Genomic DNA, 14,494 nt, shown 5'->3' on the forward strand with positions numbered 1-14,494 from the left:
TCAAGCACCGCAGATTGGCGGTTACTCACTAAATTTTCTGAAAGAAATTATTTTTCACATATTCTAAAACACATTTGAAGAAGTGCAAAGATATTTATTTTAGTTTTAAAAATCAAAAAACCATCCTTAACAGTTTAAAGAATGGCTTTTTGTATTGGATTTAAGTGTGTATTTAAATTTTATCAAGTGTAATCTTAGCTTCTTTTGCATCTAAAATTAATTTATCATCCGTAATGGTGCTTACACAAGGATAAGGTGTGCCAACTTCATCTTTGATAACAAGACTTGTTCCTTTTTTGGTTAAAGCATAAGTTCCGTCTGTTATTTCACGAAGCAAATATCCCGTAACATGTCCGTCTTCTGTAAATGTGAGGGTTCCATTAGTTAAAATGGCATTTTTAGTAGAATCTGACATTGGTGTTTTTGGTTCGATTGCAGTGACTTTCCATGAATTCACTAATCTATTTCTTTTAGTATGACATGAAACCATTAATAAAACAACAACTGCAATTACGAGGGTAAATAATTTAGAGTTTTTCATGATTATGCGATTAAAAAGTTAAACAGGAAAAAGTTACAAAAAAAAATGACATTAAATTATTAGAAGCCAAATATTTATGAAGATTTTTTTTGTTAGCAAAATCACAAAAAAACATACTCTAGTTAAGGGTTAAAGCTCCCAGTATTTCCTCGTACATAAATGGCCCGCCAGGATAAGTTGCCGTATAATCGAGATTCATCCAGACTTGTCCGCGTTCGTCAATATGATAATGAAGTTTTTTACCATAGCTTTCTTTGACAAAAAGAACGTTTTTAATCAAGTAATTTACTTTTTCCAAGTCTATCATTGAACCAATTAAAATCTCTGGATAAATGTGGCCTTTTGTATGAATAAGCCTTGGAGTTCCTCCAATGGATCGAATAGCTGCTGCCATCAGAATAGAGTGATCGTCGCAATCGCCAGAGAAATAATCTAAGGATTCGCTGGCGGTTGCGATATAATCACCATCTTTTGGATCGTTAACGTAGTTCCATCGGCTGTTTATCTCTTTAAAAACAGCAAAGCATTGAATAATAGTTCTATAATCTGAATATCCTCTAATTCCTTTAAAATGCTTACTTGTTGCCATAATAGCAAAATTTCGCACTCTAGGATTCTGATATTCTATCGCATTGATAATTTTTGATTTATTGGGAAAAGGCAGCAGTTTAGCCACAATAATATCCTGCGGATACGGATTGTCGGACATGGTATAAATCATCGAATTGTAATCTTCTGAGATTTCACTGAAACCGTAATTTCCAATAACACTTCCGTAAAACAATACGAGTAAATAAGCTGCAATGCACAAAATAATTATGGTTCTGAGATACATCAGAAGAAAAAATATAGCGGCAAAAACAAATATAAAGATGAATACGCGATCCAGATTGAATGCCCATTCCAAATCGATTAAATTTTGATGCAGTATGATGAAAATCGGAATTGTAATCAAAAAACTTAAAATCGAAATAATAATTCTGTCCCACGGTGATTTCACCTGCAGTTTAGATTTTAATCTCGGAAAGTCGATTTTAGGGAATTTCATCATACGAATCAAAAAAGCAGTATCACAGTGCTTTTACGGTTTCTACAAAAATACTTTTTTTATCAATAATTCCCAGATCAAATAATTGATTTTGAATTTTATTAAAAGACTTTTCTGTTAAATTCTTTTGTGACCATTGTGTCAATTTCAGCCATTCTTTTATATCTGATGCTTTTTGATTAAAAAGTTTAGATAACTTTTTATCAATCTCAGGAATCTCCTTAAAATCAACCGTAGTTTTATTAATGATATCCAAAATTTTTTCTACCACTTTAGGATTCTTTTTCAAGAATTCATCGCGAACCGCAATAATAAAAGAAGGCCAAGGAGTAGGGCAGTCATCAATACGTCTGAATATACCTTGATCAACAAGAGGTTTTGTCATAAAACGTTCCCACATAAAATAGTCTGCTTTCTGGTTCATCAAAGCATCAACAGCTCCGTCAATTGTATTTACGATTTCAAATTCCAGATCATCAGGCTGCCAGCCTTGTTCACTTGCGTTAACATAAGCCATTAACTGAGATCCTGAACCTACTCTTGAAATTGCCGCTTTTTTGTTTTTCAAATCTTTTAAAGTCTGAAAATCAGATTTCGCCGCTACGTGAATTCCCCAAATTAAAGGCGATTGCACGTAAATCTGGACAATTTTGCTCGGATTTCCTGCTGCAATATCCTTTAAGATTCCTTCGGTCAAAATAACCGCTAAATCAGTTTCGCCGTCACGAAGCATTTGACACATTTTCCCAGTGCCTTCGGGAACATTCCTCCATTGTAAGTCGATGTTCTCTTCTTCAAATTCGCCATTTTCAATGCATAGATGCCACGGCAAATTGAAGTGTTCCGGAACACCCGCAATTTTGACAGTTTTCATTTATTTTAAGTTTAAGTTAAGTTGCCTGCTTGGTATGCGTAATCTTAAGTTTGTTTAGTTTTTAAGTAAATCTGTTCGATGTTTTTCTGAAAGACAAGGTTCTGCATATTCAATAATTTCCTGTGCCTCATAATCGTTCAGCACACTTCTTACCAAAGCATAATCTACATCTTTCACAATTTCTGCAGCAAAAAAAGTTTCGTTCAATCCTTCCGACAAACAATTTATTGCCTTCAATTTTTCGCGGATGATTTCTTTGTCAAAACCTTTTTCTAAAATAGCAATCTGAACAATTGAATTTCCTGAGTTTTGTATTGTTTTTCTATGCATGAAACGCTCTTCTGTTTCATCATATTCTGCATAAAAAATGTCGTCTGTAGCAATTAATGGTCCAAAAAATGGAATATTATCCAGTTTAAAAAGACCTTTTTCAAGATCTATAATTTCTGCCCACATCGTTTCAGAAACTACTTCGTCCAGATAATCGCTGTAATATTTAAATAGTATTTTTTTATGAGTTTCAGACATTATTCAATTTCGTTTATTATGGCTTTTAGTGATGATATTACGATTCGGTAACCGTCTGGATCCTGAATCATTTTTCCGTTTTCCTTCCAGAATGGATTAACCGGTTCTATCGTTGGAATATTATGGTGTGTAAGCTTATGTATTAATTCGTTGTAAGTGGCAATTGTTTTTGGATAAAGCACTATAATATCATCTTCATCAAAAGAATGATTGGCCTTTGCATTAGATTGTGTGAATTCAAAATGCCAGTCTAAACCTGATTTTCCAATAAAAATTCCATCGTAATTATTGTGTTTTTCAAAACCTCCCAATAATTCAAAACCAAGAATATCTACATAAAAATCTTCTATTTTCTTTAAATCATTGGTATGTCGTGCTACTCTTAAAAACATAATTTAGACCTTATAAAAATTATCTCATTTATTTGCCAGCCAATTTATTCAAAGTATAAGCAATCAACTCATCAACCGCTTTATAAGGATCTTCACTAAAAGTGCCAGAAGCACGATTAGCAATGATTGCATTTAACGATAAGGCATTGTGGCCTAAAAGAGCTGAAAGTCCATAAATCGCTGCGGTTTCCATCTCTAAATTAGTGATTTTAGTTTCATTAAAACTAAAATTATCCATTTTATTATTTAATTCTGCGTCTTGAATATTTAAGCGTAAAACCCTTCCCTGTGGACCATAAAATCCTCCAGCAGTTGCCGTAATTCCTTTGAATATTTTGTCCGACTCAATTAGTTTTTCTAATTTTTCCGAACATGGCGTCACATAAGGTTTTCCTTTTTTAGGATCCCAGTTGGTATGTTTTACAAATGCGTCTTCAATTTCAGTAATCGAAACGTCATCAATTAGGTAGGAGCGGAGCATATTATCCAAACCTAAACCAAATTTTGACATTACAAAGCTGTCAACTGGAATATCTTCCTGTAAAGAACCAGAAGTTCCGATTCTGATAATATTTAGTGAAGTTAGCGTTTCTTTTGGCTCACGTGTTTTTAAATCGATATTAACTAAAGCATCTAACTCATTCAATACAATATCAATGTTGTCTGGGCCAATTCCTGTTGAGATTACAGAAATTCTTTTGCCTTTATAAATACCTGTTTGGGTTTTAAATTCTCTTTTTTGAGCTGAATATTCGATTGAATCGAAAAATTGTGTGATTTTTTCAACTCTATTTTGATCTCCAACAAAAATAATGTCGTGAGCAATATGTTCAGGACGCAGGTTTAAATGGTAAACACTTCCGTCTGGATTTAGTATTAATTCTGATGATTGAATCATTTTTTTTTTAAGTTTCTAAGGTTCTGAGATACTGAGATTCTAAGTTTTTATCTTGGAATTTGGGCTTTTAAAATTGGAATTTTATACACTAGCCACCAACACGTTTTGTTTTAAATCCTTTTTCTTTTAGGATTGCCATGATTTTATCACGATAATCACCTTGAATGATGATCGAATCATCTTTAAAAGTTCCTCCAACGCTTAATTTAGTTTTTATCTCTTTGGCTAAAATTTTAAAATCTTCGTCAGATCCTTCGTAACCTTCGATAATTGTAGTTGCCTTTCCTTTTCTTTTTTCAAATTTACAGATCACAGGCTCTTTCTGAACATATAACACATGTTCTTGTTCTTCAACCTGTTCTGGTTCGTTTGTTTCAACATGATCTGGAAACAAGTTCTTTAATTGATCTTTTAAATCCATATTTTTTTTTATTCTAAAAAATAAATTCCCAGTATAAAGATATTTAAAAATTAAATTCCAAACTCCAACAGAAAGTCGGAATTTGGAATTTTTAATAAAATGGAATTTATTTCAGTTTATTTTTTAATTAAACCTAATTCTACCAAACGTTCGTGTAGAAATTCGCCAGCAGAAATGTCTTCGTATTTCTTTGGATTTTCTTCATCAATACAGTTTTCAAGACAGTCCAAACGCATATCGCTTACAGGATGCATGAAGAAAGGAATCGAATAACGTGAAGTTCCCCATAATTCTCTTGGCGGGTTTACCACTTGGTGAATCGTAGATTTTAGTTTGTTATTAGTATGTCTAGATAACATATCTCCGACATTAATTACCAGCTCGTCATCTTCTGCGATGGCATCAATCCATTCACCATCATGATTCTGCACTTGTAATCCTTTACCCTGAGCTCCCATTAAAAGCGTAATCAGGTTAATGTCGCCATGAGCCGCGGCACGAATTGCATTTTCTGGCTCAGAAGTAATTGGAGGATAATGAATAGGTCTTAAAATTGAGTTTCCTTCTTTTGCATATTCATCAAAATAAAACTCATCTAAACCTAAATGCAAAGCCAAAGCTCTTAAAACATAAACTCCAGTTTTCTCTAATTTTTGATAAGCCTCTTTACCAACAACATTAAAACGGGGTAATTCAGTCACTTCAACATTTTCAGGATATTCTGAAGCCCATCTGGAATCTGCATCAACATATTGACCAAAATGCCAGAATTCTTTTAAATCTCCTTCTTTGCGTCCTTTAGCATGTTCTTTTCCAAAAGAAACATAACCTCTTTGGCCGCCAATTCCAGGGATTTCATATTTATGCTTAGTTTCTATTGGCAAGGCGAAGAAGTTTCTAATTTCGCCATAAAGTTCGTTTACCAATTGATCATCAAGAAAATGACCTTTTAAGGCTACGAAGCCAATGTTTTCAAATGCACTGCCGATTTCATTTACAAATTTTTGTTTACGTTTCGGGTCGTCCGAAAGGAAATCACGTAAGTCTACACTAGGAATGTTTTGCATACTTTACATTTTTTATTTAAAAAAGAAAGGTGTCATAAGCACCTTTCGTAAACAAAGGTATAGAATATTTTAGAAAATAATCTTAAGCTCAGCCATTAAAAGAAGGTTTCTGACTAAAAAAACATTTCATAATCCAATAAAATTAGCGCAAATTGTTATATTTGAAACACTAAAAAACAAAATAACCACATGATTTTTTACCGACAAAACCTTAGTGACACTCAATTACTAGACTTATATAAAAAAATATTAAAACCACGATTAATCGAAGAAAAGATGCTTATCTTGATTCGGCAAGGAAAAGTTTCTAAATGGTTTTCGGGAATTGGACAGGAGGCGATTGCTGTTGGTGTTACCGCTGTTTTAGATCCATCTGAATATGTGCTTCCAATGCATCGAAATTTGGGAGTTTTTACCACTAGAGAAATTCCGCTTCACCGTCTGTTCTCACAATGGCAGGGAAAAGCAAATGGTTTTACCAAAGGCCGTGACAGAAGTTTTCACTTTGGAACTCAAGAATACAATATTATCGGAATGATTTCGCATTTAGGCCCGCAGTTAGGAATTGCTGACGGAATTGCATTAGCCGATAAACTTCAGAATAACAAAAAAGTAACCGCAGTTTTTACGGGAGAAGGTGCAACTAGTGAAGGAGATTTTCATGAAGCTTTAAATATTGCCGCAGTATGGAAACTTCCTGTGATGTTTATTATTGAAAATAACGGTTACGGACTTTCGACGCCAACAAATGAGCAATATGCCTGCGAAAATCTTGCAGATAAAGGTTTTGGTTATGGAATTGAAAGCTGGATTATTGACGGAAATAATATTCTAGAAGTTTATAATAAACTATCCCAGTTAAAAAAAGAAATGCAAGAGAATCCGCATCCGGTTTTATTAGAATTTAAAACTTTCAGAATGCGTGGCCATGAAGAGGCGAGTGGTACAAAATATGTCCCTCAAGAGTTAATGGATCAATGGGAATTGAGAGATCCTGTTACCAATTATCGAAAATATTTAACTGAAATTGGCGTGCTTACAACTGAATTGGATGAACAATTTCGCGCCGAAATCAAACAGGAAATTGATGAAAATTGGGCAATAGCCAATGCTGAACCTGAAATTGAACCTACTTACAGCGGAGAGTTAGATGATGTTTACGAAGAGTTTCAATATGAAGAATATAGTCATAATTATGAATCAGAAAATATTCGTTTTATAGATGCCATCCGAAATAGTTTAGAGCAGTCTATGTGGCGTCATAAAAATCTTGTCATTATGGGGCAGGATATCGCTGAATATGGCGGTGCTTTTAAAATTACAGATAACTTTGTTGATGCTTTTGGAAAAGACAGAATCCGCAATACACCAATCTGTGAAAGCGCTGTAGTTTCAACAGGAATGGGATTATCTATAAACGGTTATAAAGCAATTGTAGAAATGCAGTTTGCCGATTTTGTTTCTACAGGATTTAATCCGATTGTAAATTTATTAGCAAAATCGCATTACCGCTGGGGCGAAAAAGCCGATGTAGTGGTTCGTATGCCTTGTGGAGGCGGCACGCAGGCAGGACCGTTTCATTCACAAACCAATGAGGCCTGGTTTACCAAAACTCCTGGTCTAAAAGTAGTTTATCCGGCATTTCCGTATGACGCAAAAGGGCTTTTAAATACGGCCATAAACGATCCAAATCCGGTATTATTTTTTGAACATAAATTATTATACAGAAGTATCTATCAAGAAGTTCCAAAAGATTATTATACCATTCCTTTTGGAAAAGCGTCTTTAGTAAAAGAAGGAAACTCAGTGACTATTATTTCTTTTGGAGCTCCGGTTCATTGGGCTTTAGATACTTTATCTAAACATCCTGAAATTGAAGCAGATTTAATCGATTTAAGAACTTTACAGCCTTTGGATACAGAAACTATTTTTGCTTCGGTTAAAAAGACCGGAAAAGCTTTAATTTATCAGGAAGACACACTTTTTGGAGGTATTGCAAGTGATATCTCAGCTTTAATTATGGAAAATTGTTTTGAATATCTTGACGCCCCAGTAAAAAGAGTTGCCAGTTTAGATTCGCCAATTCCATTTACAAAAGCGCTGGAAGATCAGTTTTTGCCAAAAAATCGTTTTGAAGAAACTTTGTTAGAGTTACTAAGTTACTAAGACGCTAAGATTCTGAGTAAAAAAACTTGGAATCTTTAAACGAGAACTACCAATCGCTTTGAGAAAGTTCTTAAAGAATTATTAGAATATTAAACCATAAAATTTAAACACATAGAAACATAGAATTTTAGAATCTAAAAAAGGCGTTTCACTTTATTTAGAAACACATAGCGATGTGTGAGAAACTAGTTTCTTTCTAATTCTCTTTAAAAATAAAGCAAACCTATGTTTCTATGTGTTTAAAATTTTTAGATTACCACAACTAGACGTTTTCCATCAGCAACTTCAGTATTCCACTTTTCTTCGATATCGATTAGATTTACTGTTTCAATATTTACTTTTAGTATATTTTGCGAAGCTAAAAGAAACATTTCAGGAAGTATTTCTGAAAATAACAACTTTACTTCATCTCTTGTCCAGCTTCCTAAACCAGATCCTGAAAGCTGTAAATCAACGCTTCTAAGAATTTGGGCAGACAATGAAATACTATCTCCAGACATTGAACCAACTGAAACATATCTGGTTTTATTGGTGAATTTTCCATCTCCTTTTAAAACAGAAAAAATAAGTTCAGCTGAATGTCCCCACAGATAATCAATCACAATATCGATTGGTGTTTCCTGATGAATTTCTTTCAGTTGAGAAATGAATGAAGCATCATCTTGTTTTAAAGAAACAGCTACATCAGCACCTAATTCTTTAAGATTTTCAAAAACCTTCTCATTTCTTCCTGTTACGATGATGTTTTTTGCACCGTAATGTTTTGCAATCTGAATCGCCATTTGTCCGGTAAAACCGGTTGCGCCATTTATTAAAACGGTTTCTCCATGTTTTATTCCGGCTCTAAAACGAAGCGCCATTGCTGAACCAGCCACTGCATTTGGCATTGCGGCAGCGATTGCGTCGTCAATTTCGTTAGGCAAAACAACCATTCGATTTTTCTCGACCAAAGCTTTTTCCGCTATTGTTCCTGAAATACCACGTGCATAGACTTTTGTTCCGTTTTCTAAAACACCTATTCCGTCACTGCCAACTATAAATCCGTTTTGGTTATCTTTTTCAGAAGAGTAATGATCACCACTGGCAATTCCTTTGTCCAAATTGGTAATGGCAACGGCTTTAACCGTCATTAGGACTTCATTTTCATTTAATGCGATTGGTTCCGCAAAATCTGCATATTTTGGCAATTCGCCTTTTTTATAAACTACTGCTGCTTTCATAATTATTAAATTTTATGAAGCAAAATTAGACAGCCGTTTAAAGCCAGACGATAACATTTGTTATCAAATGAAATTGGGTTATTTTTCGCGCAGGAGTTTACTTTTGATTCTACTTAAATGTACTGTACTCACCCCCAGATAAGAAGCGATATAATGCTGTGGAACTCTTTGAACAATTTGAGGTTTTTCTTCAATTAAACTTTGGTAACGCTGAGCAGGAGAATCTTTTATAAAAGAAAAAAAATGTTTCATATAATCAAATGTTCTTTGAAAAAGCATATCGATTAATCGGTCTCTTAATTCCGGAATTTCTTTGATTTCTTCTATGATTGTATCGACATCGTTTTTATGAATCCACCATAAAACTGAAGGTTCGATTGTCTCAACAAAAACAGGACTTGGAAATTTTTTCATGAAACTTTCAATCGAAGCCACACTTTGATTTTCGAAAAAGAACTGAGAAGTCAAGTCTTTTCCGTTATGATTAAACCAAACCCGAATACAGCCTTTTTCAATAACAAAAAGCTTTTTAGAAATTTCTCCTTCTTCCAAAAGCGTTGTTTTGGCAGGAACTTCAATACGGTTAAAATAACCCATATATTGGTTCCATTTTTCTTCTGATAAAGGGAATTTGCTTCGGAATTGGTTGAACATTTGTCTTTAATAGTAAGTTTACTGTATTAGAATTTATTTTCAAATCTTTTTAAAACATGTCTATCTGAAAAAATATCTTTCCACATTTCAATTCTATAAAAATCCTTTGGATCTTCAGAATATGCCGATTCTAAATTACTGTAGTAAACACGAACTCGATAATTTCCAATTTCAACTTTTTCTTCTAAAACTAAAATTGTAAACGGGCAATCATTAATTTGTACAAAACCCGTTTTTATTTCTAAATTGGCTTCTACAACATGGTCAAAATCACTGAAATCCGAAATTAAACTTTTAGAATCTAAAATCTCCAGTTCGCATTTTACAATTCCTTCACTATTTTCAATTGAGATTCCTAAAATTCCTTTTTCTACAGCTAGCTTATCATTAAAAGCTTCATTAGACCAAAAACCTTCGCTTCCAGTATCTCCCACTTCATCTTTTTCATTTATATAAAATTGACCATAATCTGTTGTAAAATCTAAAATAAATTTCATTTTAATAAATCATATACTTTTAATTCGATTCCACTTCAAACAACTGCACTTGATTCTTCAATCGATCAATCAGTAAATTCATCATTCGTTTATTTAAGTCAGAAGAATTTTGGATATATGTATTGTATTCATCTACTGTAAAAAGCGCCATAACAATTCCTTTCAAAGAATTTCTAAATTTAATATCTTTTTGAATGGAGTTTTCAATTGTCTGCAGTTTCTTTTCAACCGAATAAGAATAAAAATCGGGTTTGTTCTTGTTTACGTAATTAATAAAAACAGCTATAAATAAATCGTTTTGAAGCTTTAATATCGGTCTAATCGTCTGATTTTGAAAGATCTCATCTGGAGAAGATTGAGCACTTACAGTTCCTAAAGTTTCGCCTCTGAATTCTTTTAAAAAAGTGTCTCTATCTTCCATGGGGTTTTGTTTTTAGTTTTCTTTAAAGTTAAAGAAATAATCCCACGCTAAAAACCTATTTTTGTTTTTTTATAAAAAAGATTAGTAAAAAGCAAAGTTAAGCAAAACGATTAAATCCGTTGCTATACAATGTTTTATAAAGAAGTAGTCTTTATTTGGAACTCGGTGTCTGATAGGTTTTGGGCTTGAAATGACAAAGTTAAGTTACTAATTCGTTACCGATTAATAGAGGTTCCTTATTAGCTTAAACGGTTATATTTCAGTGTTTTGCACTTATTTTTATATTTCCTTGTAACTCAATGTAAATTAATTTTAAACATTAAACATTTGAGTTATGACGCAGACAAAAAAATCAACGTTCAAACTGCTTTTCTACTTGAAAAAGAACGAACTGAAAAAAAATGGTAATGCTCCAATTATGGCACGTATTACCATTGACGGAACACCTAAAACTTTTGGGACAAAGTTAGAAATTGACCCTAGCAATTGGGATCTAAAATATGGAAGAGTTGAGGGCAAAAGCGCAACAGCTTTAAATATTAATAAAAAGTTGGATAACATACGTGGGCGTATCGACAAAATTTATGAAGATATGCTGAAACACGAGGGCTTTGCTACTTCCCAAAAAGTAAAGCTCTCATTCTTGGGTGTTGGTGTAATGGATGATGCAATTCTAAAAGTCTTTAACGATAAAAATGAGGATTTTAAAAAATTGGTTGACAAGGAAGAACGTTCACAAAGCACCTACAACAAGTACATCACGGTTTATAATCATCTTACCACTTTTATCAAAGAACGCTATCATCGTGATGATATGGCCTTTCGGGAATTGACTGGAGATTTTATTAGGGAATTCGATTTTTATCTTCGGTACGATTTACAATCTACACATAATACGGTTTGGGTTTACACGATGCCCGTACTAAGTCTGGTAGAATTGGCTATAAAAAAAGGTTTGATACGTGATAATCCGTTTCAAGATTATGAAATTAATATGGAAGAAACCGACAGGGGTTATATTCTTAAAGAAGATGTAGAAAAACTGATGATGTGTGCACCGCCCCACCCACGGTATGAGCTTGTGAAAGATCTTTTTATTTTCAGTTGTTTTACCGGACTTGCTTATGCGGATATTAAAAAACTAACAAGGAACAATATTCAGTCTTTCTTCGATGGCCATCAATGGATCATCAGCAGAAGAAAAAAATCAGATATTGCTTCTAATGTTCGATTAATGGAAATCCCAAAACGTATTATAGAAAAATACCTCGGTAGCACTCGTAATGAGTTTATCTTTCCAGTTCCAACTAATGTAACCTGCAATACTCACATTGGCAAATTAATTGAAAAAGCTGAAATTATTACAGAACAAAAAGTAACTTTTCACACCGCAAGACACACATTTGGAACGATGTTTTTGACCGAAGGCGTACCTCTTGAAAGCCTTAGCAAAATGATGGGACATAAAAACATTTCAACTACACAGATTTATGCTAAAATTACCAGCCAAAAGATTAGTAAGGATATGGATTTAGTAGCTCCTAAATTTAAGGAGATTGAAGAAGCGTTTTTACAGGTTATATAGTTAATCACAATTTGATAATTACTAGCAGAACTTAACGGTTCTGCTTTTTTTATACCCATATTTTATAGCCAAAGCACATTTACTTCGCTCTGCTATTCCCTTTCTGTAAAAGAGCTTTTCGGCTACTTCTGGAACAGAAGATTAAAAAATGTTGCCATCTACGCCTCCCACACAAATACAATTTTTTAATCCTCTATTAGTGTGGCTTTGATAGCCCCACCGCTTTAAAAAAGTGTTTTAAAAATTCAGCGAATTGGAAGTGTTATTTCAATTCATTGTAAACCATTTCTCAATGCCATCTTCTTGGCTTCCACATTCATTTTATCCAAAGACCCGTATGCTTTTTTGTCCCATTTCAAGAGCAAAGGTATTTCCGTGTTCTTAACGCATCACAAATGTCAAGCAAGTTTGGAAAATAATCTCCACCCGTTGGGTAGTATTTTTTTCCAAAACCTTGGTGATGCTAAACACGAACCTTTTATGCTCGTGAAACGAAACATAGCATACTCCGGCTCTTTAAACGAATAAAAAAAAATGTCAGATATGAAGATTAAAAACATTGGAAATGGTAATGAAACGAAACAGCACCTCCTCTCATTGCCGAATAAATCAAAAAAAATCAAAATCAATAACTAAAAATTAAAGAATATGAACATCACAGGAAGATTGACAAGGGATGCGGAAGTACGCACAACGTCACAGGACAAACAAGTAGTAAACTTTTCAGTAGCGACCAACGACAGCTACCGTAACAAACAGGGCGAACGCATAGAGCAAACAACCTATTTCGATTGCTCCTATTGGATAACCCCGAATGTAGCCAAGCTACTCACAAAAGGTACTTTGGTAGAACTATCGGGACGAGTAAGCACAAGAGCGTGGACAGGTAATGATGGAGAACCAAGAGCAGGACTGAATTTCCATACCTCTCAAATCAAATTGCACGGAGGTGGCAAAAAATCGGAAACGGCACAAGCTACCACAAGCACAAACAATAGCAAGGCAGAAGACGACCTCCCATTTTAATCAAGAACATTCAATCATTTTTAACATCAAAATTTCTAACATTATGGCACATAATATCAATTTTAACGAGAGAACAGGACGTTATTCATTTTTTAGCGTACAACAAAAAGCATGGCACAACTTGGGGCAAATCGTGGAGCAATACCCGACAAGCGAGGAAGCTATCAAACACGCAGGGTTAGATTACGAAGTCGTAAAATCCCCACTTTTTACCAAAGGTTCGGGCATTATCGAAACGGCTAACGGTATAGAGATAGGCAGTAGCGAATTAGAAGTACCTAACTATTTCGCCAACATTCGCACCGATAACAATAAGGTATTGGGAGTAGTCGGCAAGGATTACCATATCGTACAAAACCGTGAAGCCTTTAATTTCTTTGATGCTATTGTAGGTGGTGGCGAGGGCATTCTGTACGAAACCGCAGGAGCATTAGGCAACGGAGAACGTATTTTTATCACAGCCAAACTGCCTGACTATATCCGTGTAGGCAATGGCGATGATGTTACGGAAAAATACATTTTCCTAACCACTTCGCACGATGGTAGCGGAAGTATCACAGCCGCATTTACACCAATCCGTATCGTTTGCCAAAATACCTTAAACGCTTCATTACGCAATATGACCAATGTTGTCCGTATCAAACACACTTCGGGAGCAAAAGGACGTATCGAGAACGCTCACAAGATTATGGGACTTGCCAACACATTGAGCAACCAATTAGAGGGAATTTTCAATGAATGGGCAAAAGTAAAGGTAACAGACCGAGAGGTTAAAAAGCTAATTCAATTGGCACTTTGCCCGAATAAGGAAACCTTTGATTTAATCAAAAAAGGTGCGGAAGATGAAATTTCAACCGTGTTCAAAAACACCGTTGAAGATGCTTTTGCATACGCAATGATAAGCGACACCCAACAAATGGATACTACAAAAGGAACATTGTTCGGAGCTTATAATGCGGTTACAGGTTACTATCAGAACGTAAGAAATTACAAGAATGATGAAGCCAAGTTGCAGAGCATTGTATTGGGTGGCACTGCTCAACTCAAATCACAGAAAGCATTTGAATTGTGTAATGGTTTTGCTTTAGATGGTGCAGAAACCCTAAACCTTAATTAAATAACAACAGGCTACCGCTTTAATCGGTGGTAGCCTACT

General features: G+C 34.4%; 16 protein-coding genes. 4 read left to right on the plus strand and 12 right to left on the minus strand.

Going from position 1 to position 14,494, the window contains the following annotated elements:
- Positions 1-172: 172 nt before the first annotated feature.
- The 8 genes from GSY47_RS23745 to GSY47_RS23780 form a co-directional block, all read right to left on the minus strand.
- Positions 173-541 carry a hypothetical protein gene (locus tag GSY47_RS23745; RefSeq protein WP_179004441.1) on the minus strand — a complete coding sequence of 123 codons (369 nt, stop codon included), beginning with the start codon at positions 539-541 and terminating at the stop codon, positions 173-175.
- Positions 542-659: 118 nt separating this feature from the next.
- Positions 660-1,592, minus strand: coding sequence for a transglutaminase (locus GSY47_RS23750; protein ID WP_179004443.1), 933 nt, complete (start codon positions 1,590-1,592; stop codon positions 660-662).
- 19 nt (positions 1,593-1,611) lie between these two features.
- Complete coding sequence (locus tag GSY47_RS23755) at positions 1,612-2,463, minus strand: substrate-binding domain-containing protein (protein ID WP_179004444.1); 852 nt, start codon at positions 2,461-2,463, stop codon at positions 1,612-1,614.
- A 54-nt stretch (positions 2,464-2,517) separates the two neighbouring features.
- Complete coding sequence (locus GSY47_RS23760) at positions 2,518-2,991, minus strand: DUF4265 domain-containing protein (RefSeq protein WP_179004446.1); 474 nt, start codon at positions 2,989-2,991, stop codon at positions 2,518-2,520.
- The gene (locus GSY47_RS23765; RefSeq protein ID WP_179004448.1) at positions 2,991-3,383 is read right to left on the minus strand and encodes a VOC family protein; all 393 of its coding nucleotides are present in this window, start codon (positions 3,381-3,383) and stop codon (positions 2,991-2,993) included. Before GSY47_RS23765 ends, GSY47_RS23760 begins: the two co-directional genes overlap by 1 nt.
- 28 nt (positions 3,384-3,411) lie before the next feature.
- Complete coding sequence (locus GSY47_RS23770) at positions 3,412-4,281, minus strand: nucleoside phosphorylase (RefSeq protein ID WP_179004450.1); 870 nt, start codon at positions 4,279-4,281, stop codon at positions 3,412-3,414.
- 88 nt (positions 4,282-4,369) lie between these two features.
- Entirely contained in the window at positions 4,370-4,702 is a 333-nt protein-coding gene (locus tag GSY47_RS23775; RefSeq protein WP_179004452.1) for a translation initiation factor, read from the minus strand.
- A gap of 116 nt (positions 4,703-4,818) precedes the next feature.
- Positions 4,819-5,769 carry an isopenicillin N synthase family dioxygenase gene (locus tag GSY47_RS23780; RefSeq protein WP_179004454.1) on the minus strand — a complete coding sequence of 317 codons (951 nt, stop codon included), beginning with the start codon at positions 5,767-5,769 and terminating at the stop codon, positions 4,819-4,821.
- 189 nt (positions 5,770-5,958) lie between these two features.
- Here GSY47_RS23780 and GSY47_RS23785 point away from each other — a divergent pair, with 189 nt between their 5' ends.
- Positions 5,959-7,935: an alpha-ketoacid dehydrogenase subunit alpha/beta gene (locus tag GSY47_RS23785; RefSeq protein WP_179004456.1), complete on the plus strand. Its 1,977-nt coding sequence runs from the start codon at positions 5,959-5,961 to the stop codon at positions 7,933-7,935.
- Between the two features lie 248 nt (positions 7,936-8,183).
- Here GSY47_RS23785 and GSY47_RS23790 read toward each other — a convergent pair whose 3' ends face one another.
- The 4 genes from GSY47_RS23790 to GSY47_RS23805 form a co-directional block, all read right to left on the minus strand.
- Positions 8,184-9,155 (minus strand): quinone oxidoreductase family protein, encoded by a 972-nt coding sequence (locus GSY47_RS23790; protein ID WP_179004458.1) that lies wholly within the window; start codon positions 9,153-9,155, stop codon positions 8,184-8,186.
- A gap of 78 nt (positions 9,156-9,233) precedes the next feature.
- Entirely contained in the window at positions 9,234-9,809 is a 576-nt protein-coding gene (locus GSY47_RS23795; protein ID WP_179004459.1) for a Crp/Fnr family transcriptional regulator, read from the minus strand.
- A gap of 26 nt (positions 9,810-9,835) precedes the next feature.
- Positions 9,836-10,306 carry a hypothetical protein gene (locus GSY47_RS23800; protein ID WP_179004462.1) on the minus strand — a complete coding sequence of 157 codons (471 nt, stop codon included), beginning with the start codon at positions 10,304-10,306 and terminating at the stop codon, positions 9,836-9,838.
- Positions 10,307-10,325: 19 nt separating this feature from the next.
- The gene (locus GSY47_RS23805) at positions 10,326-10,727 is read right to left on the minus strand and encodes a glyoxalase (RefSeq protein ID WP_091497824.1); all 402 of its coding nucleotides are present in this window, start codon (positions 10,725-10,727) and stop codon (positions 10,326-10,328) included.
- A 334-nt stretch (positions 10,728-11,061) separates the two neighbouring features.
- Here GSY47_RS23805 and GSY47_RS23810 point away from each other — a divergent pair, with 334 nt between their 5' ends.
- The 3 genes from GSY47_RS23810 (at position 11,062) to GSY47_RS23820 (ending at position 14,455) form a co-directional block, all read left to right on the plus strand.
- Positions 11,062-12,312 carry a site-specific integrase gene (locus GSY47_RS23810; protein ID WP_037438455.1) on the plus strand — a complete coding sequence of 417 codons (1,251 nt, stop codon included), beginning with the start codon at positions 11,062-11,064 and terminating at the stop codon, positions 12,310-12,312.
- A 648-nt stretch (positions 12,313-12,960) separates the two neighbouring features.
- A complete protein-coding gene (locus GSY47_RS23815; RefSeq protein WP_135834327.1) occupies positions 12,961-13,338 on the plus strand; it encodes a single-stranded DNA-binding protein in 378 nt (125 codons plus the stop codon).
- A 43-nt stretch (positions 13,339-13,381) separates the two neighbouring features.
- Complete coding sequence (locus GSY47_RS23820) at positions 13,382-14,455, plus strand: DUF932 domain-containing protein (RefSeq protein WP_156309118.1); 1,074 nt, start codon at positions 13,382-13,384, stop codon at positions 14,453-14,455.
- The last annotated feature ends 39 nt before the right edge of the window (positions 14,456-14,494 follow it).

The organism is Flavobacterium quisquiliarum (assembly GCF_019308285.1).
GTDB classification, from domain to species: Bacteria; Bacteroidota; Bacteroidia; order Flavobacteriales; family Flavobacteriaceae; genus Flavobacterium; species Flavobacterium quisquiliarum.